Origin of the sequence: Hymenobacter amundsenii (genome assembly GCF_002204745.1) — a bacterium.
Classification (GTDB): Bacteria; Bacteroidota; Bacteroidia; order Cytophagales; family Hymenobacteraceae; genus Hymenobacter; species Hymenobacter amundsenii.
Genome location: NZ_NIRR01000001.1, coordinates 110,206 through 136,702, shown reverse-complemented (window position 1 = coordinate 136,702; position 26,497 = coordinate 110,206). Strand labels below are relative to the sequence as shown.

The 26,497-nt window shown below is 61.3% G+C and carries 25 protein-coding genes, 1 tRNA gene and 1 riboswitch; of the genes, 14 read left to right on the top strand and 12 right to left on the bottom strand.

What is annotated here, in order from left to right; genetic code table 11:
• Window positions 1–28 precede the first annotated feature (28 nt).
• Entirely contained in the window at window positions 29–967 is a 939-nt protein-coding gene (locus CDA63_RS00690) for an ABC transporter ATP-binding protein (protein WP_242434505.1), read from the bottom strand.
• Between the two features lie 251 nt (window positions 968–1,218).
• On the opposite strand from CDA63_RS00690, the gene CDA63_RS00685 reads away from it, so the two are divergent.
• Both CDA63_RS00685 and CDA63_RS00680 read left to right on the top strand, forming a co-directional pair.
• The gene (locus CDA63_RS00685) at window positions 1,219–2,496 is read left to right on the top strand and encodes a histidine kinase (protein WP_088462518.1); all 1,278 of its coding nucleotides are present in this window, start codon (window positions 1,219–1,221) and stop codon (window positions 2,494–2,496) included.
• A 155-nt stretch (window positions 2,497–2,651) separates the two neighbouring features.
• Complete coding sequence (locus CDA63_RS00680) at window positions 2,652–3,383, top strand: LytR/AlgR family response regulator transcription factor (protein ID WP_088462517.1); 732 nt, start codon at window positions 2,652–2,654, stop codon at window positions 3,381–3,383.
• 109 nt (window positions 3,384–3,492) lie between these two features.
• Here the strand turns inward: CDA63_RS00680 and wrbA are convergent, their stop codons facing one another.
• Window positions 3,493–4,104, bottom strand: a complete 612-nt coding sequence (gene wrbA / locus CDA63_RS00675) for an NAD(P)H:quinone oxidoreductase (protein ID WP_088462516.1) — start codon at window positions 4,102–4,104, stop codon at window positions 3,493–3,495.
• 468 nt (window positions 4,105–4,572) lie between these two features.
• On the opposite strand from wrbA, the gene CDA63_RS00670 reads away from it, so the two are divergent.
• The 5 genes from CDA63_RS00670 (at window position 4,573) to CDA63_RS20265 (ending at window position 10,077) form a co-directional block, all read left to right on the top strand.
• Window positions 4,573–5,154: an RNA polymerase sigma factor gene (locus CDA63_RS00670; RefSeq protein WP_317044021.1), complete on the top strand. Its 582-nt coding sequence runs from the start codon at window positions 4,573–4,575 to the stop codon at window positions 5,152–5,154.
• Window positions 5,138–6,727, top strand: coding sequence for a hypothetical protein (locus tag CDA63_RS00665; protein ID WP_088462514.1), 1,590 nt, complete (start codon window positions 5,138–5,140; stop codon window positions 6,725–6,727). The genes CDA63_RS00670 and CDA63_RS00665 overlap by 17 nt, the downstream gene beginning before the upstream one ends.
• 72 nt (window positions 6,728–6,799) lie before the next feature.
• Window positions 6,800–7,171, top strand: coding sequence for a DUF6970 domain-containing protein (locus tag CDA63_RS00660; RefSeq protein ID WP_126546665.1), 372 nt, complete (start codon window positions 6,800–6,802; stop codon window positions 7,169–7,171).
• Window positions 7,172–7,373: 202 nt separating this feature from the next.
• Entirely contained in the window at window positions 7,374–9,410 is a 2,037-nt protein-coding gene (gene uvrB / locus CDA63_RS00655) for an excinuclease ABC subunit UvrB (protein WP_088462512.1), read from the top strand.
• 409 nt (window positions 9,411–9,819) lie between these two features.
• On the top strand, window positions 9,820–10,077 hold the full coding sequence (locus tag CDA63_RS20265; RefSeq protein WP_126546664.1) for a hypothetical protein: 258 nt from the start codon (window positions 9,820–9,822) through the stop codon (window positions 10,075–10,077).
• 2 nt (window positions 10,078–10,079) lie between these two features.
• Here CDA63_RS20265 and CDA63_RS00645 read toward each other — a convergent pair whose 3' ends face one another.
• The gene (locus CDA63_RS00645) at window positions 10,080–10,784 is read right to left on the bottom strand and encodes an HAD family hydrolase (protein WP_088462510.1); all 705 of its coding nucleotides are present in this window, start codon (window positions 10,782–10,784) and stop codon (window positions 10,080–10,082) included.
• A 44-nt stretch (window positions 10,785–10,828) separates the two neighbouring features.
• On the opposite strand from CDA63_RS00645, the gene CDA63_RS00640 reads away from it, so the two are divergent.
• A complete protein-coding gene (locus CDA63_RS00640) occupies window positions 10,829–11,464 on the top strand; it encodes a chloramphenicol acetyltransferase (protein WP_088462509.1) in 636 nt (211 codons plus the stop codon).
• Window positions 11,465–11,478: 14 nt separating this feature from the next.
• On the opposite strand, the gene CDA63_RS00635 is transcribed toward CDA63_RS00640, so the two are convergent.
• Both CDA63_RS00635 and CDA63_RS00630 read right to left on the bottom strand, forming a co-directional pair.
• Complete coding sequence (locus CDA63_RS00635; RefSeq protein ID WP_126546663.1) at window positions 11,479–12,192, bottom strand: hypothetical protein; 714 nt, start codon at window positions 12,190–12,192, stop codon at window positions 11,479–11,481.
• 135 nt (window positions 12,193–12,327) lie between these two features.
• A tRNA-Gly gene (locus CDA63_RS00630) sits at window positions 12,328–12,400 on the bottom strand.
• A gap of 149 nt (window positions 12,401–12,549) precedes the next feature.
• Between CDA63_RS00630 and CDA63_RS00625 the strand changes: the two genes are divergently transcribed.
• The 3 genes from CDA63_RS00625 (at window position 12,550) to CDA63_RS00615 (ending at window position 14,738) form a co-directional block, all read left to right on the top strand.
• Entirely contained in the window at window positions 12,550–12,792 is a 243-nt protein-coding gene (locus tag CDA63_RS00625) for a hypothetical protein (protein WP_088462507.1), read from the top strand.
• Window positions 12,793–12,867: 75 nt separating this feature from the next.
• Window positions 12,868–13,404: a GNAT family N-acetyltransferase gene (locus tag CDA63_RS00620; protein ID WP_088462506.1), complete on the top strand. Its 537-nt coding sequence runs from the start codon at window positions 12,868–12,870 to the stop codon at window positions 13,402–13,404.
• A gap of 236 nt (window positions 13,405–13,640) precedes the next feature.
• Window positions 13,641–14,738 (top strand): hypothetical protein, encoded by a 1,098-nt coding sequence (locus tag CDA63_RS00615; protein ID WP_126546662.1) that lies wholly within the window; start codon window positions 13,641–13,643, stop codon window positions 14,736–14,738.
• Between the two features lie 141 nt (window positions 14,739–14,879).
• On the opposite strand, the gene CDA63_RS00610 is transcribed toward CDA63_RS00615, so the two are convergent.
• The 3 genes from CDA63_RS00610 to CDA63_RS20260 form a co-directional block, all read right to left on the bottom strand.
• Window positions 14,880–17,138 (bottom strand): B12-binding domain-containing radical SAM protein, encoded by a 2,259-nt coding sequence (locus CDA63_RS00610; RefSeq protein ID WP_165768132.1) that lies wholly within the window; start codon window positions 17,136–17,138, stop codon window positions 14,880–14,882.
• A gap of 261 nt (window positions 17,139–17,399) precedes the next feature.
• On the bottom strand, window positions 17,400–17,972 hold the full coding sequence (locus tag CDA63_RS00605; protein WP_088462504.1) for an AraC family transcriptional regulator: 573 nt from the start codon (window positions 17,970–17,972) through the stop codon (window positions 17,400–17,402).
• Window positions 17,969–18,322, bottom strand: coding sequence for a hypothetical protein (locus CDA63_RS20260; protein ID WP_126546661.1), 354 nt, complete (start codon window positions 18,320–18,322; stop codon window positions 17,969–17,971). Before CDA63_RS20260 ends, CDA63_RS00605 begins: the two co-directional genes overlap by 4 nt.
• A 210-nt stretch (window positions 18,323–18,532) precedes the next feature.
• On the opposite strand from CDA63_RS20260, the gene CDA63_RS00600 reads away from it, so the two are divergent.
• On the top strand, window positions 18,533–18,805 hold the full coding sequence (locus CDA63_RS00600) for a hypothetical protein (RefSeq protein ID WP_088462503.1): 273 nt from the start codon (window positions 18,533–18,535) through the stop codon (window positions 18,803–18,805).
• A 192-nt stretch (window positions 18,806–18,997) separates the two neighbouring features.
• On the opposite strand, the gene CDA63_RS00595 is transcribed toward CDA63_RS00600, so the two are convergent.
• Window positions 18,998–20,083 (bottom strand): DUF5074 domain-containing protein, encoded by a 1,086-nt coding sequence (locus CDA63_RS00595; RefSeq protein ID WP_088462502.1) that lies wholly within the window; start codon window positions 20,081–20,083, stop codon window positions 18,998–19,000.
• Window positions 20,084–20,195: 112 nt separating this feature from the next.
• Window positions 20,196–22,175 (bottom strand): TonB-dependent receptor, encoded by a 1,980-nt coding sequence (locus CDA63_RS00590; protein WP_126546660.1) that lies wholly within the window; start codon window positions 22,173–22,175, stop codon window positions 20,196–20,198.
• A gap of 161 nt (window positions 22,176–22,336) precedes the next feature.
• Window positions 22,337–22,563: riboswitch (cobalamin riboswitch) on the bottom strand.
• 237 nt (window positions 22,564–22,800) lie between these two features.
• On the opposite strand from CDA63_RS00590, the gene CDA63_RS00585 reads away from it, so the two are divergent.
• On the top strand, window positions 22,801–23,382 hold the full coding sequence (locus CDA63_RS00585) for a DNA-3-methyladenine glycosylase (RefSeq protein ID WP_165768131.1): 582 nt from the start codon (window positions 22,801–22,803) through the stop codon (window positions 23,380–23,382).
• 148 nt (window positions 23,383–23,530) lie between these two features.
• Here the strand turns inward: CDA63_RS00585 and CDA63_RS00580 are convergent, their stop codons facing one another.
• Together CDA63_RS00580 and CDA63_RS00575 are read right to left on the bottom strand one after the other, a co-directional pair.
• Complete coding sequence (locus tag CDA63_RS00580; RefSeq protein WP_088462499.1) at window positions 23,531–24,727, bottom strand: class I SAM-dependent methyltransferase; 1,197 nt, start codon at window positions 24,725–24,727, stop codon at window positions 23,531–23,533.
• A gap of 219 nt (window positions 24,728–24,946) precedes the next feature.
• The gene (locus CDA63_RS00575; RefSeq protein ID WP_126546659.1) at window positions 24,947–25,567 is read right to left on the bottom strand and encodes a hypothetical protein; all 621 of its coding nucleotides are present in this window, start codon (window positions 25,565–25,567) and stop codon (window positions 24,947–24,949) included.
• Between the two features lie 200 nt (window positions 25,568–25,767).
• On the opposite strand from CDA63_RS00575, the gene CDA63_RS00570 reads away from it, so the two are divergent.
• Window positions 25,768–26,472 carry a DUF4397 domain-containing protein gene (locus CDA63_RS00570; protein WP_165768130.1) on the top strand — a complete coding sequence of 235 codons (705 nt, stop codon included), beginning with the start codon at window positions 25,768–25,770 and terminating at the stop codon, window positions 26,470–26,472.
• Window positions 26,473–26,497 lie beyond the last annotated feature (25 nt).

Below are 26,497 nucleotides of genomic sequence, written 5' to 3'. Positions count from 1 at the left end.
ATGAGAAGGGCACCACCGAGTCACTCAGTTACTCCTTTATCGTCTCTGTGAGGTGCAGAAATGTATCTTCCAGGCTGGGCTGCTCCTGGCGCAGGGCGTAGAGCGGCTGGCCGGCTGCTACTAGCCCGGCGGCCAACTCGGCGGTATGCTCGCGGCTCAGCCAGGGCAGATGCAGCGTGCCGGGGCCGGCCACCGTAGCTTCAGCCAGCAGCCGGGGCAGCAGGTTGCGGCAGGTGTCGGCGTTTTCGGTTTCGAGCACCAGCTGGGCGCGGCCGGTTTGCAGGCGTTGCAAGTCGGGCAGGCTGCCCTGGAATACCAGCCGCCCCCGCTGAATTACGCCCACGTGGGTGGCCATTTTCTCGATTTCGTTGATGAGGTGGCTGCTGACGAGGATGGTTTTGCCCTGCTCGTGACTCAGGCGACGCAGCAGCGCCCGCATCTCGATGATGCCGGTGGGGTCGAGGCCGTTGGTGGGCTCATCGAGTAGCAGCAGGTCGGGGTCGGGCAGCAGGGCCAGGGCCAGCCCGAGGCGCTGGCGCATCCCGAGCGAGTATTCGCGGGCGGGTCGGTGGGCATCGGCGGCTAGGCCTACCAGGGCCAGCACCTCGGCGGTGCGGTGGGCCGGCACGCCCCGCAGGCGGCGGGTGGCCTCCACGTTTTCGCGGCCCGTGAGGTGGTCGTAGAGCGAGGGGCTTTCGATGAGCGCGCCCACCCGGCCTAGCAGCGCCACCCGGTGGCGGGCCAAATCGTGCCCAAACAGCCGCACCGTGCCGCTGGCGGGCCGCAGCAGCCCCAGCAACAGCCGCATCGTGGTGCTCTTGCCGGCCCCATTCGGCCCCAGAAACCCGTAGATGCTGCCCGGCTCCACTTGCAGGTTCAGGGCGTGCAGAATGGGCCGGGCGCCGAAGCCGAAGCTCAGGTCGCGGGTTTCGAGCAGCGGAGCGGTGGCAGTGGGAGCGGGGCGCATGGCGGGGGGCTGAGTGGAGCGAAACGGAGACAACTGCTGCAAACCTAGCAGTGGCGCTATATCTTTCTGCTACAATTCAACCAACGTTCCCTTTCAGCCCCGCAACCCGTTTTTCTTCTCCTCAACCCCCGAAAATTGCTACTTGCCCTGGCCGGCTGGGTTGGTGCGCCGACCCAGGGCGTTGAGGGGGCCGTTGGCGGGGTTGATTGAAGAATATCGGCCGGTGGCCCCTTATTGCCCTATTTTCGAGGATGGAAGTTTCAACGCTGCCTGGGCCTGCTGCCCCCGTCCCGCTTCGGCCGCCGCTCCGGCGCAGCTGGCGGGCGCGGCTGCGCGAATGGTTGCGGCCCACCGAGTGGTCGGCCCACGACCCGGAGGCCACGCGGATACCGCGCTGGGTGCACATTCTGCTGTGGCTGTGGCTGCTGCTGCTCGATGGCCTGAAAATCAGCAATTTGCTGTCTAAGTTGCCCCGTTTCCCGCTCACGGTAGCCGAGTGGCAGCCGCTGATGCCGCGGCTGGTCGGGCTGCTGCTGGAAGACCTGGCCGCCGCGACCCTTTTCTACCTGGCTTGGCGCTGGCTGGTGCCCTCCACGCTGGGCCGGGGCCGGGTGGTGCAGTTCGTACCGCTGGCCGCCTTGCTGGTTATGCCCTACATCGGCCTGATGGGTTGGGCGGTTCCGCAGCTGCTGCCCAAAAATTTCAATACAACAGTGCATAAAGTACCGCCCCGTTCCGCCGGTGCGGGCAAGCCGGCTACCGTTACCATCGAGGCGGGCAAGCCGGAAAAAAGGGTGTACCCGGAAGCTATTATGCAATTGCTGGCCGCGGCTATTATCGGCGGATTTATCATTGCCGGCTCCTCGGGCATACGCATCACCCACGACTACATCCAGGGCCAGCGCAACCGCCGCGAGCTGGAGCGCCAGCAACTGCTCACCGAGCTGGCCATGCTCAAAACCCAGATCAACCCGCACTTCCTGTTCAACACGCTCAACAACATCTACTCGCTCACGAGCCGCAAGTCGGATAAGGCGCCGGAAGCAGTGCTGCGCCTCTCCGAAATTATGCGCTATTTGCTCTACGAAAGCAGCACCGATACCGTGCCCCTGAGCCGGGAGCTGGCCCATCTGCGCAGTTTTCTGGATTTGCAACGGCTGCGGCTGGCGGCTTCGGCCCAGGAAGCCATTGTACTGGAAATCGAAGGAACCAACCCCGATTGCGCCCACCCCATTGCGCCGTTGCTGCTGATGCCGCTGGTCGAAAACGCCTTCAAGCACGGCGACCTTACGGCCCGGCCCATAGCGGTGCACATTGCCTTGCACCTGGCCGCCGATGGCCTGCTGCGCTTCTCGGTCCTCAACTACGTAGCCCCCGCCGACGCCGAGCGGGAGCTGCCCCGCCAGCCCGGTGGCGTGGGCCTCGTGAACCTACGCCGCCGCCTGGAGCTGCTCTACCCCAACCGCTACGCCCTCGACGTGCAAACGACCCCCGAGCAGCACCGCGTTACGCTGGTACTACTGCCGTAGCGGTGAATGAGTAAATGAGCGACTCGGTGAACGAGTAAATCTGCGCTGGCAAGTGTTGCACCAGCCGCGCTGCCAGTAGTTTCTCCAACTTGTATTCCTCGTTTGCCCATTCGCTGAGTCACTCATTCACTCCTTCACCTTTTACTCCTTCACCGATGACCTGCGTAATTCTCGACGACGAGCCGTTGGCCCTGGATTTATTGGCGGATTACTGCGCCCAGGTGCCAGGCTTGGAGCTGATGGGCCAGTTCGACGACCCGCTGGCGGGCCTGGCGTTTCTGCAGGACAACCCCGTAGATGTGGTGTTTCTGGATATCCACATGCCCCGGCTTACGGGCGTGCAACTAGCCCAGCTGCTGCCCCAGCCCGGCCCGCGCATCGTATTCACTACCGCCTACGACCAGTACGCGGTGCGCAGCTACGAGCTCAGCGCGGTCGATTACCTGCTCAAGCCCATTGCCTTCGAACGGTTCGTGCAGGCCGTGCAGAAGGTGCGCCAGCAACTGCTGCCAGCACCCAGCGCCGGTGCGGCTCCGGCAACTGCTACCCCCGCCGAGCCCACGGCCGCCGACGCCATGTTCGTCAAAAACGAACACCGGCTGCAACGGGTGGCTTTCGATGATCTGCTCTACATCGAAGGCATGAAGGAATACCTGATGCTTTATACCACCACCGGCAAAGTGCTCACGCTCCAGTCGTTTCGGCGGGTAGAGGAAGTGCTGCCGCCCGACCGCTTCGCCCGTATTCACAAGTCCTATCTCGTGGCCCTGAGCCACATCGAGCACGTAGAGCGCGGCAAGGTGCAGGTGGCGGGCCGGTTGCTGCCCATCGGCGATACCTACCGCGAGTCATTCAACGCGTTGATTAAGGCCTATAATCAGCTTTGATTTAGAAGTGAGTACCAAGAAGTGAGAGGGAAGACTTTTGTGCTGTCCGGCCAAATAGGACCGATAGCACGAAAGTCTTCCCTCTCACTTCTTGGTACTCACTTCTCGGCTACGCCGCCAGCTTCTTGGCAATTTCCGACGAGTGGCGGCCCTGGAAGCGGGCACCTTCCAGCTCGTTGGCGCTGGGCTGCCGCTCGCCCTGGCCACCGGCCACAGTGCTGGCGCCGTAGGGCGTGCCGCCCGTTACTTCGTGGTGGCCCATCTGGCCCTGCCAGGCGTAGGGCAGGCCCACGATGACCATGCCGTGGTGCATAAGCTCGGTTTGCAAAGCCCGGAGGGTCGTTTCCTGGCCGCCGTGCTGGGTGGCCGTGCTCACGAAGCCGCCGCCCACTTTACCGATCAGCTTGCCTTGAGCCCAGAGCGCCCCGGTGCTATCGAGAAACGCCTGAATCTGGCCGCAGACGTTGCCGTAACGGGTAGGCGTGCCGATGAGAATGGCGTCGTACTGGTCCAGCTCCTCGGGCTTGGCCACCGGAATATGGTCGAAGGCCTTCTGGGCTTCGGTAGCTCCAATTTTATCGAGTAGTTCTTTCGGCAACGTTTCGGGCACGCGCTTAATTACCACGTCATTGCCGGCTACCTCCCGGGCCCCTTCGGCTACGGCTTCGGCCAGTTTGTACACGTGGCCATAAGTAGAATAGAACAGAACAAGGGTCTTCATAAGGGTAAGAGTTTAAAAGGTGAAAAAGTGAGTGCCCTGCTGGTTTCAGAGAGCAGGCCGAATGATTAATGTATCTACACGAAACCGCGAACCAAGGTTGCTGAAATACCGAAATTCCGACTTGAAATAATTGACGACGAAAGGATTATCTTGCTAATTCTGAAAAGTGCCAACGCCTATGCAACCTCTGGTGCCTCGGTTGTTCTCTTACCACCACACCCCGGCAATTAGCCGGAATTAGCCATTATTCTCTTTGATTTCGCAGCGTATGCAGCAATCCTACTCAAGCGGTGCCGGGTTCCAACTGGAGCTAGCCGCGGGTGAGCGCCTTTCTGCCGGACCCGGCCAGGGCCGGAACGCCCAATGAGCGCCCTCGCGGCCGCATTTGGCCCCAGTGGTCTGCGTAGCCTGCTACCCGGCAGCGCCGCCACCCGTCCCGCGGAATCCGTATCGTCGTTATCCGCTCCCGTGCGCTCCCTTACCCCGCCCTCGCAGCTCTCCGATGCCGAGCTGCTCGACGGCTGCCTGGCCGGCAGCCGCCTCATGCAGAAGTATCTTTATGAACGATTCGCCGGCCGCATGATGGCCGTGTGCCTGCGCTACGCCCAAACCACTTTCGAGGCCGAAGACGTGATGCAGGAGGGTTTTCTGACTGTATTTAAGAACCTGGCCAGCTTCCGCCGCGAGTGCCCGCTCGAATTCTGGATTCGGCGCATTATGGTGAACGCGGCCCTGCGCCAGCACCGTCGCAACGCCCCGCTCATCGCCGTTAGCGACGGGGGCGAGTACCCCGAAGACCTGGCGGGCGAGGAATTCACGCTTTCCAACTATAATTTCGAAGAACTGCTGGGCCTGGTGCAGGACCTGGCCCCGCGCTACCAGATGGTGTTCAACCTGTTCGCCATTGAAGGCTACGGCCACAAGGAAATCGGCGAACTGCTGGGAATATCCGAGGGCACCAGCAAATCGCAGTACTCCCGGGCCCGGGCCATCCTCAAAAACAAAATCGAACGTCTCGACGCTCACCGCTCCCATGGCTTCCGCTCCTAACACCCCTCCTAACCACCAGCCCCCACGCCCCACCGGCGACCTGGAACACCTGTTCCGGCAGAAGTTCGCCGAAGCGGAGGCAACCCCGCGGGCCAACTTCTGGGACCAGCTCGACCACGAATTGGTGGCCGATCAGCACGCGCAAATGGTGCAGCAAAACATCGTGTACCGGCAACGGGCCGCTGTATACCGCTGGGCCGCCGCTGCCTGCCTGCTGCTCGCTTTTGGCTTCGGTAGCTGGGCCTATCTGAACCGCTTGGGTACGGCTGCCGGCCCCGAGCTGGCCGCCGGTGGGGCCGCTGGCCAGGCCGGAACCGGCCGCTCGTCGGCGGGCCTGACGCTGACCGACCCGGCTGCTATTCGGCTGGGCCGCGGAACAGCTGGCCCGACGGCCGCCTACGAGGAGGTATATGGAGCTGATGCCGCCTACGCCGCTACCTCAGCCAGCGGCCGCTTTTCTCAGGCTGCTGGTACTGCCGAAACGCTGTTGGCGGGCCTTTACCAGGGTGGTAGCCGCGCCGCAGGGGCATCGGGCCAACCCGAAGCCGCCGCGTTTGCTTATACTGCTTCCGATCTGGCCGCCTTCTTTGCCGGACAGGGCGTATCGACCGGGATGGGCCAGCCGACTTTAGGAGCTGATTTTGGCACTCTTAACATCCGGTCGAGCATGCTGCGCAATGGCTTGGGCCTGGGCCGTCCCGACCGGCTCAAGTCCGTGGCCGTGGCTACTCCGGCGATTGTGCAACCGGCTGCCACCACGGCAACCGAACCTAAAGCAGCGGGCAGACTCTGGAAGCGTCTCCACATGGGGGGCAGCTACGCCGTTGGCGCGTTCAACCCCAATATTAACTTCTCGCGCACCGACGCCCGCACCCAAACCGACGCCGTAACTACGGCCCTGCAGAGCTACTACCAGGAAGACGCCGATAAGGAGTACCGCCGTAACCTGCGCTCGGGCCTGAGCCAGCGGGTGGCCCTCACGGCCTCCTACGAAATGGGCCGGCACTGGACGGCCGCCACGGGCCTCGAATACGCCGAAAACCGGGCCACCTCGGCCACCACCTACGGTTTTCTCGACGGCCGGCAGGTGGGCCGCGAAGCCCCGGCTATTTTTGCCCGCTCCGCCGCTTATGCCGCCAACAGCTTCGCCGCGCCCCAGGCCAAAACCACTTCGTACCGCTACCGTACGGCGGCAGTGCCGGTAAGTGTGGCCTACGGCTCGCATAAGGCCGGTCTTTCACTATATGCCAAGGCCGGCGCCGTGCTGAGCGTACTGCTCAGCAGCCGCTCGGAGCTGGAGGGTTCGCCCGAAGCGGCCCGGACCTACGACATCCGCTCGTCCGAATCGCCTTACCGTAACCTGTTTGCCTCGGGCCGCCTGGGCGGGGGCGTGCGCTACCAGCCGGTGCTTTCGACTTGGAACCTAACGGTGGGCCCCAGCGCCGAGGTATTCGTGACCACCCTCAATGCCAACCCCACCCGGCGCGCCGTCAACCAGAACCGGCCGTACAATCTGGGCGTAGAAGCAACCATTGAGTTCGGCAGCGCCAAGTCGATGCCGGGCGTGCAGTAGCAGTGGCCCGCTCGCGGCGGCTCCCGCGTTGCGGCGGGCACTTCGGCCGCATCTTTGCCTTTCGCTTATCCCATGAATCGTTTCTTCCTTTCGCTAATGGCCGGCTTGCTGCTGCTGACTGGGGTAGCCGGCTGCTCGGCTACAACCGACGACGTGGCTCCCCAGGGAAACTGCGGCGGTAATTTCTCGCTCACGCTCATCGAGCAGCTCAAGCAGAAGCCCCGCCAAACCCCCGCCGCCGAAGTCATTCAGTACACCTACCAGGGCCGCACCACGTACCTCGTTACGGGCGGTAGTCCGGCTGCTCTGAGCTACCTGTTTGACAACTGCGGCAACGTTATCTGCGCCGCCGGTGGTGGGGCCAACAACGATGGCGACGGCCGCTGCCCCGATTTCGCCACCACGGCTACCAACCCCGTCCTCATCTGGCGCGACCCCCGGTAGGGCTCGTTTTGTATTATTGGTTTTTCGCTGAAAAGCCCGCTTCCGGCAACAGGAGCGGGCTTTCGGTCTGTTGGAACGGCGCTACGTTTCCGCGGCCCAAACCTCCGCGAACTATTGCGGGAAACGCTCCCAGAACAAACCCCGAACTGCCCGAACCAACAGGCCCTGAAAGCGGTTACCAGAGGCTACCTAACTTGCCTGCATGAACTACCAGCTTACCTCGGAATTCCAACCCACCGGCGACCAGCCCAAGGCCATCAAGCAACTCGTGGAAGGTGTGAATAACGGCGAGCCGGCCCAGGTACTGCTGGGCGCCACCGGCACGGGCAAAACCTTCACCATGGCCAACGTTATTGCCGAAACCGGCAAGCCGGCCCTGGTGCTCTGCCACAACAAAACCCTGGCCGCCCAGCTCTACGGCGAGTTCAAGCAGTTCTTTCCTAACAACGCCGTCGAGTACTACATCAGCTACTACGACTACTACCAGCCCGAGGCATACATTGCCTCTTCGGATGTGTTCATTGAGAAAGACCTGGCCATCAACCAGGAAATCGAGAAGCTGCGGCTGCACACCACCTCCACCTTGCTCAGCGGCCGGCGCGACGTGATTGTGATTGCCTCGGTATCGTGCATCTACGGCATCGGCAACCCCGAGGAGTTCAGCAAGAATGTGATTTACATGGCCCCCGGCCTGCGGTATTCGCGCAACAACCTGCTCTACCAGTTCGTCCAGATTTTGTACTCGCGCACCGAGGTGGAGTTCACGCGCGGCACGTTTCGGGTGAAGGGCGACACCGTGGACGTGTACCCGGCTTATGCCGACTACGCCTACCGGCTGTTTTTCTTCGGCGACGAAATTGAAGCCATCCACCGCATCGACCCGACCAGCGGCAAGAAGCTAGCCGATGAGAAGTCGGTAACGCTGTACCCGGCCCAGCTGTTCGTGACTGGCAAGGACACGCTCAACCAGGCCATCAAGGAAATTCAGGACGACTTGGTGCAGCAGCACGCCTACTTCGAGAAGGAAGGCCGCGACTCGGAGGCCAAGCGTATCATGGAGCGCACCGAGTTCGATCTGGAGATGATCCGGGAGTTGGGCTACTGCTCGGGCATCGAGAACTATTCGCGCTACTTCGACGGCCGCCAGCCCGGCACCCGGCCGTTCTGCCTGCTTGACTATTTCCCCAGTGACTACCTGCTGGTAGTGGACGAAAGCCACGCCACGATGCCGCAAATCCGGGCTATGTGGGGCGGCGACCGGAGCCGTAAAACGGCCCTAATTGAGTACGGTTTCCGGCTACCTTCAGCGTTTGATAACCGGCCGCTCACCTTCAACGAGTTCGAGAGCATGTACCAGCAGGCCGTGTTTGTGAGTGCTACGCCCGCCGACTACGAGCTGACCCAATCTAACGGCATCATTGTGGAGCAGATTATCCGGCCCACCGGCCTGCTCGACCCTGAAATCGACCTGCGCCCCAGCACCAACCAGATTGACGACTTGCTGGACGAGGTGGACAACCGCGTGAAAATGGGCGACCGGGTGCTGGTAACCACCCTCACCAAGCGCATGGCCGAGGAGCTCCAGAAATATATGGAGCGCCTGGGCATCAAGTCCAGCTACGTGCACTCCGACGTGAAAACCCTGGACCGGGTAGAAATCCTGCGCCAGTTGCGGCTGGGCGAAATCGACGTGCTGATTGGCGTAAACCTACTCCGCGAGGGCCTCGATTTGCCGGAAGTGAGCCTCGTGGCCATCCTCGACGCCGACAAGGAAGGCTTCCTGCGCGACCAGCGCAGCCTGATTCAGACGATGGGCCGGGCCGCCCGAAACGACCGGGGCAAGGTGATTATGTACGCCGACCGCATGACGGGCTCGATGCAGCGTGCCATTGACGAAACCAACCGCCGCCGCGCCACCCAGCTGGCCTACAACCAGGAGCACGGCATCACGCCCCGCACGGTGCGCAAGAGCCACGCCGAAATTCTGGGCCAGACCTCCCTTTCGGATTACCGCATCCAGGACAATACGGTGTACGCCGGGGCCGATGCCGACGTGACATTAGCCATTGCCGCCGAGCCGGTCATCTCCACCATGAACAAGGTGGACCTGGAGAAGCTGGTCAAGCAAACCGAGAAGAAGATGGAAGCCGCCGCCAAAGACCTCGATTTCCTGAGTGCCGCCAAGCTGCGCGACGAGCTGGCTGCCCTGAAGCAGGTGCTGAAAACGAAGCGGGACTAACGGCTGGAGCCCTTGGTCCTGAACAACTGCCCCCAACCAGCCGCTTCCTTACGGGAGTGGCTGGTTGGGGGCAGTTTACTTTCCGACGCCTTCCGGCAAATCGATTATGTTTGCCCCACTAATCATTTAATACAGTATTATCATGTATCTAAGAGCAACCCGAGTGGTACTCCTTTTTCTGTTGGTATTAGGCGCGCAGGTGGCCGTAGCCCAGAACAAGCCGGCGTATGAGTACATGCAGCTCTTTTACTACGGAACCAAAACAATGGCTGGACCTGTCGGTCATTTTAGCCCGGCCCTGCGGGGGCAGACGGATGTTACGTTGGCAGGCCCTACTGTCTACATGAAGCGACTTATGCAAAGTATGGTAGGCACAGGGGAAGAAATTAAGGGGGAAACTTCGGCTACGATGGTTACGTCCGAGGGCACTTTTGTTGATGGCAAAAAAATAACGCCAACGGAGCTGCGGCAGATGAATGAGAAAGAGAGCAAGCAGCAACAGCAGGCGCTGGAGAGTCAGCTGCGGATGCTTGCCGACCACACCAAAGCCCTGACGGAGCGGATAACGCAGAGCCTGAACGCGGCGGCCGAGGATGGCTGGGAGGTGGCGCAGATGAGCAGCTTCGGTCCCGATGGCTTAGTGTACTTGCTACGCAAAACTCGGTAGCCTTACCTCAACCCCTTCAACCACGCCGGCACCTCGGCCAGGGAAGCCATTTCGTGGAAGGTAGCCCCAGCCCGCTCGGCATCGGCCACACGCTCCATCACCCAGGTGGTGTGATAGGGCACGTAAACGGCTTGGCCGCCCAAGCGGGCCACCGGCAACACGTCGGATTTCAGCGAGTTGCCCACCATCGCGAATTCCTCGGGCTGCACGTTGTGGCGGTTGAGGATGCGCTGGTAGGTGTTTTCGTTTTTCTCGCTCACGATTTCTACGTGGTCGAACAGGTCGCCGAGGCCGGAGCGGGCCAGCTTGCTTTCCTGATCGAACAGGTCGCCTTTGGTGAGCAGCATCAGGGGCAGGCCCTGGGCTTTTACGGCCGCCAGCGCCTCGGGCACGTGGGGCAGCAGCTCGATGGGGAAGTCGAGCAGGCGCTTGCCGTGGTCGAGAATGAGCTGGATTTCCTGGCCCGTAATCTGCCCGTCGGTGAGCTGGAGCACGGTTTCAATCATCGACAGCATAAATGGTTTGGCCCCGTAGCCGAACAGCGGCAGGTTCTGGCGCTGCACGGCGAAAAACTGGTCGCTGAGTTGTTGCGGGGTGCCGTAGTGGCTCAGCAGCTCGTAGAGGCGGGCCTCGGCGGCATCGAAGTGGGCCTGGTTGGGCCAGAGCGTATCGTCGGCGTCGAAGGCGATGAGGCGGAGTGAGGGCATGGGAAAGGCGGTAGAAGAGAAGCGCAAAGGTACCTTTGCGGCCTATGAAACACCGTATTGAGCAGGCCGGTTGGAACCGGCAGGAACATTTCGCCTTCTTCTCGCAGTTCGACGAACCCTTTTTCGGCCTCGTGGCCGACGTGGACGCTACCCGCGCCCACGCCCGCGCCCGCGAACTGGGCGTCTCGTTCTTCCAACTCTACCTGCACGCCACGCTGGCGGCCGTGCAGACGGTGGAAAACCTGCGCTACCGCGTCAATGAGCACGGCGAGGTCGACTGCTACGACCAGATCAACGTGTCGGCCATCCTCTCGCGTCCCGACCATACCTTCGCTTTCAGCTTCGTGCCCTACCACGCCGATTTAACCGCATTCGGCCAGGGCCTAGCGGCTGAAACCGAAGCCGTGCGCCAAAGCACCGGCCTGCGCCTAACCCCCGAAACAGGCCGCCCCGACGTGATTCACTTCTCGGCCCTGCCCTGGGTATCGTTCACCGGCCTCACCCACGCCCGCAGCTTCACGCGCCCTGCCGACAGCATCCCCAAAATATCGGTCGGCCGCCTGCGCTCCGCCGGTGGCCGGCAGCTACTGCCCGTGTCCATAAACCTCCACCACGGCTTGGCCGACGGCTACCACGCGGGCCTATTTCTGGCGGAGCTGCAGCGGCGGCTGGATGGCTAATGGAGAAATTCTGGTCAAGAAATCCAGGCTTGAACGGCTTGCTTTATCTGCCACCGCCCAGCCACCTGTTCTACCAGCAGCACTTCCCCAAAACCGCAACGGGGCCCGCAATACCAACTGAAGGTTAAAATTGCTTGGTCGCGGGCACTACTAAAAACGACCTTGGAAAGAGTAAGTGTTTTTGTTTCATTATCTCGCTGCCGAGTGCCAATAGTTGGGACTAAACGGGCAGTGCAGAGCTGAAATTCCGACGGGAGCATCAGTGACTGAACGTGGTTCAGGCTGTCCAGCGCCGCCTGCGGCATACTGGGTGCCAGTTCAGTTATCAGCGTAGCTACAGCTGATTGCGGACGTAATTTGGTGAATTGGTCGGGCAAATCAGCCAGATCCAATAAATCTTTTGCCGGTGAAATATTCAGGTAGAACGTCTGGAATTGCGTAGTATCCCCGAACAACTTGTTCTGGAAACGCACGCTTTGCTGTTGGTGCCACTTCCGATCAGCAGCCGTTGCTACCGAATGGTCGACTTCCAGATAATGCTTGTTGAATACCTTCTGATCTTCTTCTGGTAAGTACGCGTTGTAAAAACGCTGCTCAATTAGCTCAGTTACAATATCATTGTACAGCCGTTTGGTCAGGTCGGTATGCATGTTGGGGCACAGCCGGAACTTGGCGACTGGCATGCATGCTGCACAAATCAAAAGCAGCGGATATAAAATAGTGCGCATGGATATATTATATCGTTGGTTCATGCTAAGGTGAATTCCAGTAAGACGAAAGTAGAATAGATATTTGTAAACCAATGTGTAACCTAAAGGCAAGTCAGCCACTCAACCTTGCGGCTAAGTGGCTGACTATGAATGAGCGAGAAACGAGGTTCGAACTCGCGACCCTCAGCTTGGGAAGCTGATGCTCTACCAACTGAGCTACTCTCGCGGGGTTTGGTGAAGGCAAAAATACACTGCTAAAATCGAAATTCAAGCTGATGCGTATCGGCAGGAGCGGGGGCGTTGCGAGGGCGCGAAAAAATGGTTCTTTTTGCAACGATTCGTTGCCCCGTTCATCTTTCACCCAAACTTGCTCTTATGCCCTGGCCTATTTCTCCTGCTACCCGCCGCTTCGTGGCTTGGCTGTTCCTGACGGGCGGTTTCCTGCTGCTACTGGGCGTGGGGCTGCAACTCTGGATTATGTATGCCGAGTACCAGCGCCTGGGTCAGAGCGGTGTGGGTTCTACCGCGCTGGTGGTGCGCCTGATTATGCTGGTGGCCGCTGTGATGATGCTGCGCTACGGCTGGCGCGAGCGGCGCGGCAACGATACCGTGGACTAACGACTCCCACCCGGCGCCCAAAGGCCGGCCGCGTTACCTTTGCGGCGGCCCGCTTTTCGGGGCCCACCATTTGCCATGACTTCTCCGCTCCGCATTACGGTGGCCAAACGCACACCGGCCGCCGCCGCCCAGCTCGCCGAACTGGGCCAACGCCTGTTCCACGAAACCTACGCCGCCCAGAACCGCCCCGAAGATATGGCGGCCTACGAGGCGGCTACTTTTGGCCCCGACCAGCAGCTGGCCGAATTGCAGGACCCCGATACCGTGTTTCTGCTGGCCCAGATGGTGCAGGAAGTGGTGGGCTACGCCAAGCTGAAAGTTCGCTCTACCCTCGGCCTCGACCCGGCCAAAACGGCCGAAGACCGCCTGGAAGTAGAGCGCCTCTATGTGGCCGAAGACTGGATTGGTACCGGGTTGGGGGCCACGCTTATGCGCCGGGCCATTGAGGAAGCCCGCCAGCACAAGTGCCGAGCTGTGGTGCTGGGCGTGTGGGAGCAGAACGAGCGGGCCCGCCAGTTCTACCAGCGCTTTGGCTTTCGGGCCATCGGCGAACAGCCGTTTACGCTGGGTTACGACGTACAAACCGACCTGATTCTGCGCAAGGGCCTATAATTGGCCCAAAAGCGCGCCGTTAGAGGTGATACCCCGTTGCTGGACGACTTGTTTCAATAGTGCTAAATCTGCCGCCTCATTGTTGAGCTGCCCCGCTGAGCTGCGGCCGAGCCGAGGCCTCCAACCAGGCAACAGCAGCCCCGATGAGATGCAAGCTGTTGCGTTGCTGCTTCGGGCAGCCCGGGGTTCTGATTCAGTCCGTTACCTTTGTCGCCTCGTCATCCTCCGTTTTTATAGTGCGTCCGATTCGCTTGCAGTCCGTTGGTTTTACCTGCTGGGGCCCGCTCCTGGCCGGGGCCCTGCTGTTGAGCGCCTGCTCCGGCAATGGCGGCTCTGAGGCGGCCACGGCTGTCCCGCTGCCCACTGGCCACTACGAAGGCCCCATCAGCTACCAGGGCACCGAGTTGCGGGTGGCGCTGGAGTTGCGCGAGCAGCCGGCCGGCCAACTTCGGGCGGCCGTCAGCTTCCCGCAGGTGCCGGGGCTGGAGTTTGATGCCATAACGGCCCGCTACCGCGCCCCGCAACTGGTACTGGAGCAGCAACCCGGCCAAGCGGGCAGCCTCACTATTCAGGCCGTGCGCGAGGGCGACTTCCTGCGAGGCGTACTAAGCTGGGACAGCGTGAAAACCGAATTCGTGTGGGTGCGCCGGGGCGAAGCCGCCGCGCCGGGCTACCGCGAAACCACCCTGCCCGTGGCTGGGCAACGGCTGCGCCTGCTACTACCCGATGATACTTTGGCCCGCCACCCGGCCCTGGCCCTGCTGATGCCACCGGCCGCCACAGCCGCCGCTACCAGCCGCGCCACCTACTTGGCCCGGCACGGCATCGTGACGCTGCTGGTGCCCGTGCTAGCTCCCGAGCAGCCTAACGACCCAACCGATTCCCTGGCCCTGCAAGTGCCGGTGGCCGCACTGGCCGGCCTGCGTCACCAAGCCGCCGTCGATTCGGGACAGGTGGGCTACTGGGGCCGTGGCCCCGCGGCCCGGCAGGTAGCCGCGGCGGCAACCCGGTTGCCCCACCCTAATTTTGTGGTGCTGGAAGCCGCCTCTGCTACCACCCGCGAGCAAGCGCAGCCTTACCAGATCCTGAATCAGCTCCGCATTCCGGCCTTGATTTACTACGCCGGCCTCGATACCACCGTGCAAGCCGCTGCCAGCGCCCGCCGCCTGCGCTCGGCTCTGGGCTACCGCCGCGGCACCCAAATCCGGGTAATTCCGCAGGTAACCGCCGATTTCCTAAAGCCCGCCCGCACCGGCCCCGATGGCCAGTGGCAGTGGCCCCAACCCGCCCCCGAGTACTGGACCGGGCTGGTTGACTGGCTGAAAGAACGATAGGAAAGGCAGTGGGGAAGGTATAGGCAAGGTCCGCTACCCTTATACAAGAACGGGGTCATGCTTCATCTAGCGTCCGCGCAGCCGCCGGCTGCGCTCGGCATGACCGTTTCTATTACTCAACTACCCACCGCTAGCTGCCGCCTACAACACCAGCAGCCCCTTCTCCCGTAGCAGCAACCAAGCGGGCGACTGGAGGAACTGCTCGAAGCTCAGGCCGCTGGTGGGGAAGGTGGCGGCGGCTTCTTTAAGCAGAAATTTGGTGTCGTAGTCGGTGCTGAGGCGGGTGAACAGCTCGGCCATCCATTGGCCGATGGCGGGCGTGGTTTTGAGTTCGAAATCCTCGGCCTGCTCATAAAAGGTGAGCGTGGCGCGGGCACCGGGGCGGGTATCCAGGGGGAGTAGCTCGGGGGCGTTTCCCAGCCAGAACAGGCGCAGGTTTTGCTTCGCAAAATCGGGTTTGGCGGGTTCCTGGAGGGCTTTCTGGATGAGCTGGCGGGGTACGGTAGTTTTGGGCACCCGGAAATCGAACCAGAAGCTCAGTGGTTCGGGCAGGGCCACGCCGTGCATGTAGTTGTAGAGGGCTTTGGCTAAGCCGGGGCCGAAAGCTTCGTGGTCGGTGCCGGTGGGGTCGTCGTGCCAGAGGTCGTTCCAGGCAAAGTTGCCGGGCTCGGGGCCGATGGCGACCACCTTGTACTTCGCCGGGTTCTTGCCCACCGGCGAGTGAGCCGTCATCGAAAACCGGTGCCAGTAGCCGCTCTGCACGATGCCGGCCTGGAACAGCTGCCGCACCACTTCCAACGAATCCACGGTTTCCTGGGCGGTTTCGGTGGGGAAGCCATACATCAGGTAAGCGTGCACCATGATGCCGGCCTGGGTAAAGCTGTCGGTTACGCGGGCCACCTGGGCAATAGTAACGCCCTTTTCCATGAGGGCCAGCAGGCGGTCGGAGGCCACCTCCAGGCCCCCGCTAATGGCAATGCAGCCCGAGGCGGCCAGTAGTCGGCACAAGTCGGGCGAAAAAGTCTTCTCGAAGCGGATGTTGCCCCACCACGTAATGCTCACCCGCCGTTTCAGCAGCTCCACGGCCAGGTCGCGCAGGGCCAGGGGTGGGGCGGCTTCGTCCACGAAGTGAAAGCCGGTCTGCCCGGTCTGGGCCACAATCTGTTCGATGCGGTCGACGAGCAGCGTGGCCGGGGCCGTTTCGTAGCGGCCGATGTAGTCCAGCGTCACGTCGCAGAAGGAGCAGCGCTTCCAGTAGCAGCCGTGGGCAATGGTGAGCTTGTTCCAGCGCCCGTCGCTCCAGAGCCGGTGCATGGGGTTAAGTACCTCAATCACCGACAAATACTCGCTCAATGGTAAATCCGAATAGTCCGGCGTGCCCACCTCGGGGTGCGGAATATCCGGCCCCGGGTGGTTGACGTATTCCACCTCGCCGGCCGTGTTGCGCAGGAAAGTACGCTGGAGCACTTTCGAGCTGTTAGCTAATAGCTGTTGGCTGTTAGCTTTTTTGTTCTGCTCTGGCTGGTCCACTTTTTCTGACGGAGAGCTAACAGCTTCCAACAGCCGCAGCCACGGCCCCTCGCCGTCGTCGAGGGTCAGGAAGTCGATGTAGTCGAAGAAGCGGGGCTCGTTGATCTGGCGCAGCTCCGTGTTGGGGTAGCCGCCGCCCATGCTGGTAACGGTGCCGGGGCGGGTTTGCTTGACGCGGGCTGCCAGCCGCAATGCCCCGTAGAGGTTGCCGGGGAAGGGCACCGTGAAGCCCACAATATCGGGTTGGGCGCGGTCGAGCAACTCGTCGAGCAGTTCTTCCAGCATCCGATCCAGCAGGTTCGGCGGGGCCTGCAAGGCCTCGTGCAGGGGCTCAAAGGTGGTGGCCGACATGGCCAGCTTCTCGGCGTAGCGCGAAAAGCCGAACTGCGGCCCCACCGTTTCCTTGATTATGTCGCCCAGGTCTTCGAGGTAGAGCGTGGCCAAATGGCGGGCCTGGTCGGTGAGGCCCATCGTACCGAAGGCGCCTTCCAGGTCGGCCACGTTGTCGAAGCGGCTGGCTTCGGGCAGGAAGCGCGCGTGGCAGATGCGGGACGCCAGGGTATTGTCCTTATTCTGCAGAAACCGGATAACCGGTTCAATCGTGCTCAGGTAGCTGTTGCGCAGCCGCAGCATCCGGTGGGCATTGTCGCTAAGCGAAAACTCCCCGGCTTCGATTTCGGCGAAAACCCGCGTCAGACCCGCCTTTGAGAACAGCTTCAGCACCAGCTCCAGCCCTAAATCAGCCTGGGCAACGTGGTAGCCACGCGCGCCCAAAAACCCCTTCAGGTAGGCCGTGGCCGGGTAGGGGGTGTTGAGCTGCGTGAGCGGCGGGGTAATGAGCAGGATGCGAGGCGACGACGTAGTAGGCACGGGAGCAACAACCGCCAACCGGCAGCAAAGGTGCCCGCAAAGGTACGGCCCAGTCGGTTGTGGTATCTTCCCTGCGATGAGTTGCTACTGATGCCGGTAGATTCTCCTGATACACCAGCGCAACAGCTTCACATTTATGCTTAGGGCAAAAGAAACAGGACCCCGAAATCCCAAGTCAGGCGTAAAAAACTAAAGCCGTTCAACTAACCTTAACAGGCAGTTGAACGGCTTTAGCACTTGAAATGCGTTTGTATTTGCTGACTAGGTCAGTTGGTCTAGCGAGAGGCGACTGGGCATAAGGTCGCGGCGAAATTCGCTTACGGAGCGGCCCGTTACCTGGCGGAACTGGTTGCTCAGGTGCTGGCCGGAGCTGTAGCGCATCTTCTCAGCAATCTCGCTCAGTGTCATTTCATTATAGCTCAGCATCTCCTTTACGCGCTCAATTTTAAGGCGGATCAGGTATTTCTCGATGGTGAGGTTGGCGGTGCGCGAGAATACTTTGCTTAGGTGCGAGTAAGTGGCCGCGAACCGGTCGGTGAGGAAGGCGGAGGTCGTTAGGGGCATCCGGGCAGTGCGCAGGTGCTCCAAGTATTCCACCAGCGCCGTTTTGATTTGCTCGGTGAGCTGATCGGCGCGGCCCATCACCACATCGAAACCAGCTTCGCGCAGCATAGGAGCTATGGCGGCGGGGTCGGCGGGCGTGGTTTGGTCTAATTGGGCCTGGCCTAGCTTTACGTCGGTAGGAGTATAGCCAGCCTGTTCGAGCAGATTGCGCACGGCATCGATGCAACGGGGGCAGACCATGTTTTTGATGTGGAGCAGAGTCGTTTTCACGGGCGAGGTTGTGTGGATTTCAGCCGCTTGACGGCGGCACGAGGTGGTTTACGGGAAACACCGGCAGAAGGTGCACCGGGTTTGCGCCGAACGGGCGAAGATTCGGTCCAAGCCGCACCAAACCAGTTGGCTGCTGCCCATGTTACAAAGGGCACCGCGCCAAGAAAGGTTACGGCCAACAGCCAGAAAAATACAAAAAAAGCACCGAACAACCGTCCAAAAAACTGGTCGCCGAACCCGAAAAGATAGCCAATCAGCAGCAGGGCCAGCAATAGGCTGCTACTGGCTAGTATTAGCATGCGGCGCACCAACGGTGCAAACGCAAGGGAGGAGGAAGCAGATCGAGTCATGGGATACGGAATAATACGCCAAGGCCAGCAAATATAAGCGGCTGCCTCTGGGTGGAGGCCGCCACCGTAAAAACCTGAAACCCGGGCCGGCCCGATGAGTTGAGTAAGCAGTTAGCGCATGCTCCCCGAATGCAGCCTCCGCAGAAACTACCGCCGCAACCAGCCGTACAGCCTACCAGTTGATTTCTCCTCCTCCCTTACTTCTCTCCCATGAAAATGATTTCCGCGCTTCGCCCCCTGGCCGCCATGCTGCTCCTGACGGGTTCCCTAACTGCTTGCAGCACCGGCTCCGATAACGGCTCGACCAACGTAGAGCGCGACGACAATAAGAGCCCCGACCCAACCGATATGCGCCCCAACAACACCGGCGCCGATTCGGCTACGGCCGGCCTCAACCCCGACACGGCCCGTACCAGCGTCCGCGACCAGTACGAAAACGCCGCCGATGCCAAAGACCGCAACCGCGACGGCATCGCCGACTAGCGGCTAACAACCGCGTGCTCCTGACTCCAAAAAAGGTCCGCTTCCCTTTCGGGAAGCGGACCTTTCGGTTTCTTAATACGGGCCGGACACTAATATAGAAGCCCAGAAATTGCAGGTTCGGATCGGCTATGGATAGGTGATTGGAGGTAACATAAAGTCAACTGCTGATGCTGCGGGTGTCAGCCTGGAGGCTTAGTAGAACACGAAGCCGTTGGGACCAATACCAACTGCGAACGAGTCAATCGGGGCACCGGTGGGGCGGTAGCGAATCACTTTGCCGGCCGCCGTGAACGGGGCCCGGCTGCCATAGATGGTGCCATCCTGCGGGTCGACGCCCAGCCCGCGGAAGGTACCCTGCCGAATGAGGGGCGTAGTAGGGAGAGTGGCCTCGGTGATGCTGACCGTGTACACGCCGCCCAAGTAGGTGTAATACAACTGGTCGCGGCTGCCGTTGATGGTCAGGTTGCCCGGGGAACTTTGGTTGGAGGCCGTTTCGCGGGTCGTAGCTGTAAGCTGGCCGGGAATAATCATCGAGAGGCTGCCCTTGGTAACCAGGGTAGGGTTGGGGTTATACACCACCTTGCCGCTGCTCAGCACCCACACCCGGCCGTTGCGGTCACCTACCACACTGTTGGGGCCGTCGCCTACCGGAATGGTGCCTTCTACCTGGTCGGTGCTAGTATTGATGACCGTGACGGTATTGCCGCCGTTGTTGGTTACGTAGAGGCGCGAACCTACCACGGCCAACTGCTCGGGCTGGCTGCCCACCTCAATGGTCTTGGTCACCTTGTTCGTCTTCAGGTCGATAACCGATACCTGGCCATTAGCGCCGCTGTACGTTACTGTTTCCGTAACGTAGCCCTTGTCCGAGGAAGCAGACGCGAAGTAGCGCGGCATCTTGAGGTTGCTGATCGTGGCCTTCGACTTGAATTTAGCCAGCGATACTACTTCCACTTTATTGCTGTTATTGACCACAATATAGCCTAGGCTGTCGCGCACGGCCATGCTCTGGGCCACGTCGCCGAGCGGTGCTCCTTTATTGGAAGAGGCAAAAAGGGCTAGGTTGGTAACCGAGCTGCTGGCCTTGCTGAAGAGGCTGATATCGGCATTGGAGCGCGTGAAATTGCCCTCATTCACCACAAACACGGAGTTCGTAATGATGGGCGCCGGGCCGGGGTTAGGGTCGTTTTCGGGGTCGCAGGCCAGCAGGCTAAGGGTGGCGGCGCTGCCCAGCAGCAGGCGAGCGGGCAGGCTGGCAAAAGCGGAGAATGGTTTCATTAAAAGGGAACTGTTAGTGGTTATTTATCAGGTTTGAGTCATTGGCAATTGGTTGCTAATTATCAGTTGCTAGTTGTCAGCATAGAATACGCTGGCAACTGGCAACTGACTCTCAGCGCCAGAGCACGCGCAGGCTCAGGCTGCCGTTGCGCCCCGGCAGCGCCCGGTTCTGGTAGCTCTGGTAGTCTTGGTTAGTGAGGTTGTAGCCCTGGGCCAGCACCAGTAGCCGCCAGCCCGGCCCCACGGCCAGCGTGCGGCCCACCGAAGCGTTCAGCAGCAGGTAGCCGGGCAGAAACGCGGTGGCTGAGGCATCGGTGTAGCGGTAACCGGTGTAGGTGAGCGTGGTGCCGAGCTGCCAGCCACGCCAGGCTTGGTCGGTGCTGAAGGCGGCCGAATGCAGCGGCACAAAGGGCAGTTGCCGGCCCACTGGGTCGGAGTCGGCGGCGGTGCCTTGGGTTTTTTCGGTTTGGGTGAGGGCGTAGGAGCCCCGGGCCGTGAGTTGGTAGGTGCCGCCCGGCGTCCAACGCAGCTCGGTGCTGGCTTCCAGGCCGCGGGCCTGCACCTGCCGCAAATTGCGCGGCGACCAGTACCGCTCGCCCGGGGTCCACTGCACCCAGTTGTCTACCAGCTGCTGGTGGGCTGTGAGTTCGGTTTTCAGGCGTAGCCGGGGCGTGGCCGTGAGGGTATGAACCAGCCCGCCCTCGTAGCCAAAGCTTTCCTCGGGCAGCAAATTGGGGTTGCCGCCGGGGCGCCAGTATCGTTCGTTGAGGGTGGGGGCGCGGTAACTGCGCGAAGCATTGGCCTTGAGGCTTAGCGCGTGGGAGCCGCCGGCCAGGGCAAGCCACTCGGCCCCGGCGGTGGGGGTGAGGGGCGGCTGCCGGCCCGGCAGCACGGCCTGGCGCAGGTTCAGCGAGAGTTGCAGGCGGGGGCGCGGGTCGTAGCGCAGCAGCAAGAAGGCAGAGTAGCGGTTTTCGGTGCGTGGGGCCGCGCCGTAGCCATCTACCCAGGCCGCGAAGTGCTGGGTCTCGGCTCCGAGCCGGGCCGAGGCGTTGGAAGCCAGCCGCCAGGTATGCTCGGCCTGGGCCTGGGTGGTGCGCACGCTCGATTCGCTCAGCCCGTTCAGGTTGTCGCGGTAGTTGAGCACGTCTTCGAACCAGGCCGCCCGGGCCGCCCACTCGTGGCGGGTACTCACGTGGCGGTAGCCGGCCGTCAGGCGGCGGCTCTGGTCGCGCTCTTGGGCGTGGGTGTTGTTGGTGCCGATGCCGGGCTGAATCTGCCGGTCGGCATCGGTGAGCCAGACGGCGGCCGTCAGCTCGCTGGCCGCGCCCAGCCGCACCGTGGCATCCTGGCTGAAGCTGATCTGGCGGAAGGCTGCGTTTTCCTGGCGGCGCGACACTCGCTGGCCACCTTCGCTCGCGTAGTAAGGGAAGTCGTTGTCGGCCCGGCGGTAGCTCAGGCTGGTGCGTAGGGCTAGCACTTGGTTGCTGAAGCTGGCCATGAGCAGGCTCGCACCCAGCCCGAAGCTGCCGTAGTCGGCCTGGGCCGCGCCCTGCCAGCCCCGGCCCCACGTATCGGCAGCGGCAGCCGAACTGAGCCGCACCGTGCCGCCCACCGCCCCGTTGCCGTAAGTAGCTCCGGCCGGTCCGGGCTGAATTTCGATCTGGGTGGTGCCACTCACGGGCAGCAGCGAAAAATCGGCTTCCCCCAACGACGGCAGGTTGATGTTGAAGCCATTCCAGAGTACGGCCGTGTGGCGGGCCGAAGTGCCCCGCAGCGCAATAGATGAGAGTTGGCCGGGCCCGTAATTCTTGAGGTAGAGCGCCGTGCGGGCGCTCAGCACATCGGCTAGCGTGCCGGTCCGGTACTTATCGAGGGCCAGCGAGTCGAGCGTAAGCTGGCGGCTGCCCACGGCAAAGCGCGTAGCCCGTATCCCGGCCACCCGCACGGCGGGCAACTGCAGCACGCGGGCCGTGTCGGGCGAGTTGGTGCCCATCTGGGCAGCCGCTGGCTGCGCCGTGGCTGTCAGTAGCGCGGCTGTCAGCCACACCAACGGGCCGGCCGGGCCGGTAAGAAAACGCGTCTGGAGAACCAAAATTTTCGTAGCCGAAAAATTCAGTTCAAAACTTTACCGGACTGCCAGCTGGCAAGCTGCCAGCTGACCCGGGCAAGCCGAGGTTGAAAACAGAGGGGTATTTTGCGGCCCCGAAAAGCCGCTACTGTATTCATTCTCCGCCCTTCCACCGAGGGCGCTGAACATGGGGAAACGCAAAGGCAGGTCTCCTGGCTTGCTCCGGGCGCGTCGCCTTCCCATTTCGGCCGCTCATCTTCAAAAGAAGAACAGCTAGTTGAAACAGTGGCCGGTGATGACGCGCCGACTCATGAAGCGTACAGTTGCGGGGACAGCTCCGGCATTAAACCGGATTCCCTTTTCAGCCTCGCCCCCCAATCGGGGTCCGGCCACCTTTACGAAGGCAAAGATAGGCGAAGGAATCAGAAGTGTGCAGGAATAGATGAGAAGTGAGAAAGGATACGAGAACTGCGCTAAACAGAACGTCATTCAGAGCGCAGCGAAGAATCTCGCTTGCCAAACTAATTGTTACTGTCTGGTATGGTACCAACAATGTCAGCAAGCGAGATTCTTCGCTGCGCTCTGAATGATGTTGTGTTTGTGCTCGATTCCCGTATCCTTTCTCACCTCTCACCTCTCACCTCTCCTCATGAAGCTGCCCGCCGAGTTCTACCGCCGCCCCGACCCCGTGCAGATTGCCCGCGACCTGCTGGGTAAGCACGTTTTCTCACGGGTAGATGGGGTGCTGACTGGTGGCCGAATCATCGAAGCCGAAGCCTATTCCCATCTCGGCGACGATTCCATGCAGCTGCACCTGAAGCGGCGCGGCTCCCACGGCCACGCCCTGCGCGAGCCCGGCGGCCGGGCTTACCTCTACAGCGTGTACCGGCAGCATACGATGTTCAATATCGGCACCAACGCGGCCGACAAGTCCGATACCGTATTGTTGCGGGCCATCGAGCCGCTGGTGGGAATCGAAACCATGCAGCAGCGCCGCGGCCCGGTGGCCCAGAACGTCCGCAAAATTGCGGCTGGCCCAGCCATGCTCACCCAGGCCCTCGCCCTCACGCCCGCCCTTACCGGCACCGACCTGCAAGGCGACGTGCTCTGGCTCGAAGACCACAGCGAAATCATCCCCGACGCCCGTATTCTGGCTGGTCCCCGCATCGGTCTGGAGTACGCTGGCCCTACCGCCGCCAACCTGCCCTGGCGCTTCCAGGTCACGGATTAGCGCGCATTTCAACGGGTTGTACGGATTTTGTAGCCGGCGCTAGCATTGCCGGTTCCTGAAGGAGAAACCAGATAAAGGCCACCTCATTTGAGGTGGCCTTTCGATTTTCAATCGACTACAAAATCCGTACAATCCGCTAAAATCCGTGCTAATCCGTGACCTGTTTATCGCAAACCAGTACCATCAGCTTGCCTTCGTGGCTGGTGGTGGCGAACAAGTAGGTGTCGCCGCCCTCGCGGATGCCGGTGCGGTGGCGGAACTCGGCCACCGAGTCGGGGAAGTTGCGGGTCGTGACGTGGGCCCGGAGCTCGGGGCCGAGGTGGGCACGCAGGGCAGCGGTATCATATTTCTCCGTAGCTAGAATCCGGAAGATGCGGCCCGGAAAATCGGGGTGCAGCGTATCGGAGGTGTAGAGGTGGCTGTGCTGGTGGAGCTTGAACATCTCGTAAGCCGTGCCGATACTCTTGAAAGCGCCTGCCTTCAGAATAGCCGCATTGGGCTCGTAGAGAAACTGCCGGGGCTCGGCGTAGCGGGGCACCGCCCGGGCCTCGCGGGCCCGATTCAGCCGAAACTCCTGCTGCTGGCCGTTGCGCAGCAGGTTCACCGCGTACCGCTCGGGGTCGACGGCCGCCTCGGGTCCCAACTCGTAAAGCACCTCCTTACACTCATTCTCGACGGCTACCACCCACAACCGCCGCACGTGGCCGAGCTCTTTAATGGCCAACTCAATGTCGAGCATGGGCGAGGTTTTGAGCAGTACCCGCTGCCCCTTTTGCAGTAGCAGCGGCAGCAGGCGCAGCACGTCGGGCTCGCAGTCCTGGAAGCGGAAAGTTTTTTTGGCGGCGTTGTCGCGCCGGGCCGGGTCAAGGTAAATCCAGTCGAACGTATCGGGGGTGCTCCGCAGAAACTGGACGGCGTCGGCGGTGTGACAAACCACGTTCTCGATGCCCAGTTGGGCCAAGTTGAAGCGTACGACATCGGCCAGCGCACCGTGGCGCTCCACGTAATGTACCTCGTTTACGGTAGCGGCGAAATGGGCAGCATCCACCCCAAAACCGCCGGTGAGGTCGGCCAGTCGGTGGCCCTTTACTAATGAGGCCTTAAAGGCAGCCGTGCGGTCCGAGGAGGCTTGCTCGACCGAAAGGGCGGGCGGAAAAACCAGGTCGGGGTTGGCAGCCCAGGTCGGGATTTTAAGCCGGGCCTTCTGGCGGGCCTGAATCTGGCGCACCAATTCAGGAACGGGCAGACTAGGGTGGCGGCGGGCTTGCAGGGCCAGTTGGGCGGGGTCGTCGTGCAGGTGCTGGGCAACGTATTGCCGCGACGCCGCGGGCAGCGGGTATTCCATGCGGGGTAACTACGGGAAACCGGCTGGCCCGGACTAAAAAGCCTGGGCTGGCCGGGAGAAAAGGCCAGCCCAAACCTAAGCAGGAATCCGGCAAATGGCCAAGCTGGGCCGTAATGGCCGTACTACAGGCTAAACGAAAAGCAGCGGCGTACAGCTGCCAACTGGGCCATCATGCCGCTGCCGGCTGCACTTGCCAACCCGCTACGGGGGCGCAAACCGCTAATGCAGGTTCCAGCTCAGGGCCAGCAACGGCCGGCCGGTTGCGCTGGTTGCCAGCCCCACAGTACCGGGCTGCAGCCGTTGGAGCAAACCGACGCGGGCTGCTGGCATGCCTGCATTATGGGCTTCCACGGCCCGCTGGAAGTGCGAATTCGTGTTGCGGACAATGAAGATGTTGCTCAGCAGGCTCACGGCAGCTACCCCAATAGCTACTTTCTGGGTGCCATTGAAGTACTGATAGTCGTTGCTTTTGGCCAGCACCTGCTGCCCATACACCCCTACGGCACCCACGAACGTCAGCCGCTCGGCCACAAACAGCCATTTCTGGCGGCGGTAGCTGTTAAGGGCATCAAGCGCCTCCTCGTTGCCGGCCAGGTAAGGCCGCAGCTGCTGGCCGAAAAAACCCGCGTTCTGGTAATCCTTGTCGGTTTTTGCGCTGCCTTGGGCGAAGAAGAAGTTCTTCTGCACGCCGTTCAGCCCCCGGCCCTGGTCCTCCGGAGATAATTGAATGGGAGCCGACTGTTGCGCCTGGGCGCCTAAGCCCAAACCAGTCAGGCAGATGGCGGTGAGGGCAGTCCGGCGTAGCGCACGAACAATAGAAGAGGAGGGCCAGTAAAGCATGAGGGCAAAATTAAGGGATGTCAGCTCGGATTACTAAAGCACCTGACGTGGAAAAAGTGCAATTCATCGAGAAAAAGATCTGGCCCGTTCAACAAAAGCAGCATGGTATTCGTTGTGCCATCTAATTCATCCCCCTAACTACGCTTATGAAACTTCTGCCCTTCCTCCGTCCAGCTGCCCTTCTAGCCACATTACCCGCTATGCTAGCTTTTTCGGCTTGCAACAAAGACGATGATAAGCCCGCTCCGGCTCAGGCTCGGGTACTGGCTGTGCAAGCCGCGCCTTCGGCTAATGTGCAGGTAAAAGTGTTAGTTGATACCAAGAATGTTGGCCAGCTCAGCTACGGCCAAAACATCCAGAACGGCAATTACACGAGTGTAGACGCAGGTTCGCGTATGATTTACGTCAACGATGCATCGTCTAACAACACCATTGCCAGCCTCAAAACCACTTTCGACCAAAACAAGAGCTATTCGATTTTCGCCTATTCGCCCACTACTGCGCTGGGTTCGGCCGACATTTTGGTAACGCCCGACGATTTGATGGTGCCCACTGCTGGCAAGGCTAAAATCCGCATCGTTAATTTGGGCGTTAGCCTTACCAACCCTGTTAGCTTGTCGGTGCTCCTACCCCAGGGCGGTACCAGCGACATTGTTCCGATGGTGGCTTTTGCTAAAGCATCGGCGTTCACTGAAATCACCCCTGGTCCTTACAACTTCGCGGTTTCGACCGGTACCGGAACCTCTGCCGTTGTGGAAGCTATGGTAGGAGACGGCAATGGCAACACGGCTGTCTCGCGCACTTATGAAGCCGGCAAAATCTACACGGTAGTCCTGCGCGGCGTCAAGAGTAGCGCGGTAGCTACCGACCTGCGCCTGAAGGCCAGCGTCATCCAGAACAATTAAGCTGGGCCGGATAACGGCTACCAGC

What these genes read in the sequence shown, in the direction of transcription:
- CDA63_RS00585 (WP_165768131.1), top strand. Translation starts at nt 22,801, where the DNA reads ATGAAGCTGCCCGCCGAGTTCTACCGCCGCCCCGACCCCGTGCAGATT.
- CDA63_RS00680 (WP_088462517.1), top strand. Translation starts at nt 2,652, where the DNA reads ATGACCTGCGTAATTCTCGACGACGAGCCGTTGGCCCTGGATTTATTG.
- CDA63_RS20260 (WP_126546661.1), bottom strand. Translation starts at nt 18,322, where the DNA reads ATGACTCGATCTGCTTCCTCCTCCCTTGCGTTTGCACCGTTGGTGCGC.
- CDA63_RS00625 (WP_088462507.1), top strand. Translation starts at nt 12,550, where the DNA reads ATGCCCTGGCCTATTTCTCCTGCTACCCGCCGCTTCGTGGCTTGGCTG.
- CDA63_RS00690 (WP_242434505.1), bottom strand. Translation starts at nt 967, where the DNA reads ATGCGCCCCGCTCCCACTGCCACCGCTCCGCTGCTCGAAACCCGCGAC.
- CDA63_RS20265 (WP_126546664.1), top strand. Translation starts at nt 9,820, where the DNA reads ATGGTTACGTCCGAGGGCACTTTTGTTGATGGCAAAAAAATAACGCCA.
- CDA63_RS00635 (WP_126546663.1), bottom strand. Translation starts at nt 12,192, where the DNA reads ATGCGCACTATTTTATATCCGCTGCTTTTGATTTGTGCAGCATGCATG.
- CDA63_RS00685 (WP_088462518.1), top strand. Translation starts at nt 1,219, where the DNA reads ATGGAAGTTTCAACGCTGCCTGGGCCTGCTGCCCCCGTCCCGCTTCGG.
- CDA63_RS00660 (WP_126546665.1), top strand. Translation starts at nt 6,800, where the DNA reads ATGAATCGTTTCTTCCTTTCGCTAATGGCCGGCTTGCTGCTGCTGACT.
- CDA63_RS00600 (WP_088462503.1), top strand. Translation starts at nt 18,533, where the DNA reads ATGAAAATGATTTCCGCGCTTCGCCCCCTGGCCGCCATGCTGCTCCTG.
- CDA63_RS00580 (WP_088462499.1), bottom strand. Translation starts at nt 24,727, where the DNA reads ATGGAATACCCGCTGCCCGCGGCGTCGCGGCAATACGTTGCCCAGCAC.
- wrbA (WP_088462516.1), bottom strand. Translation starts at nt 4,104, where the DNA reads ATGAAGACCCTTGTTCTGTTCTATTCTACTTATGGCCACGTGTACAAA.
- CDA63_RS00645 (WP_088462510.1), bottom strand. Translation starts at nt 10,784, where the DNA reads ATGCCCTCACTCCGCCTCATCGCCTTCGACGCCGACGATACGCTCTGG.
- CDA63_RS00570 (WP_165768130.1), top strand. Translation starts at nt 25,768, where the DNA reads ATGCTAGCTTTTTCGGCTTGCAACAAAGACGATGATAAGCCCGCTCCG.
- CDA63_RS00640 (WP_088462509.1), top strand. Translation starts at nt 10,829, where the DNA reads ATGAAACACCGTATTGAGCAGGCCGGTTGGAACCGGCAGGAACATTTC.
- CDA63_RS00595 (WP_088462502.1), bottom strand. Translation starts at nt 20,083, where the DNA reads ATGAAACCATTCTCCGCTTTTGCCAGCCTGCCCGCTCGCCTGCTGCTG.
- uvrB (WP_088462512.1), top strand. Translation starts at nt 7,374, where the DNA reads ATGAACTACCAGCTTACCTCGGAATTCCAACCCACCGGCGACCAGCCC.
- CDA63_RS00620 (WP_088462506.1), top strand. Translation starts at nt 12,868, where the DNA reads ATGACTTCTCCGCTCCGCATTACGGTGGCCAAACGCACACCGGCCGCC.
- CDA63_RS00575 (WP_126546659.1), bottom strand. Translation starts at nt 25,567, where the DNA reads ATGCTTTACTGGCCCTCCTCTTCTATTGTTCGTGCGCTACGCCGGACT.
- CDA63_RS00665 (WP_088462514.1), top strand. Translation starts at nt 5,138, where the DNA reads ATGGCTTCCGCTCCTAACACCCCTCCTAACCACCAGCCCCCACGCCCC.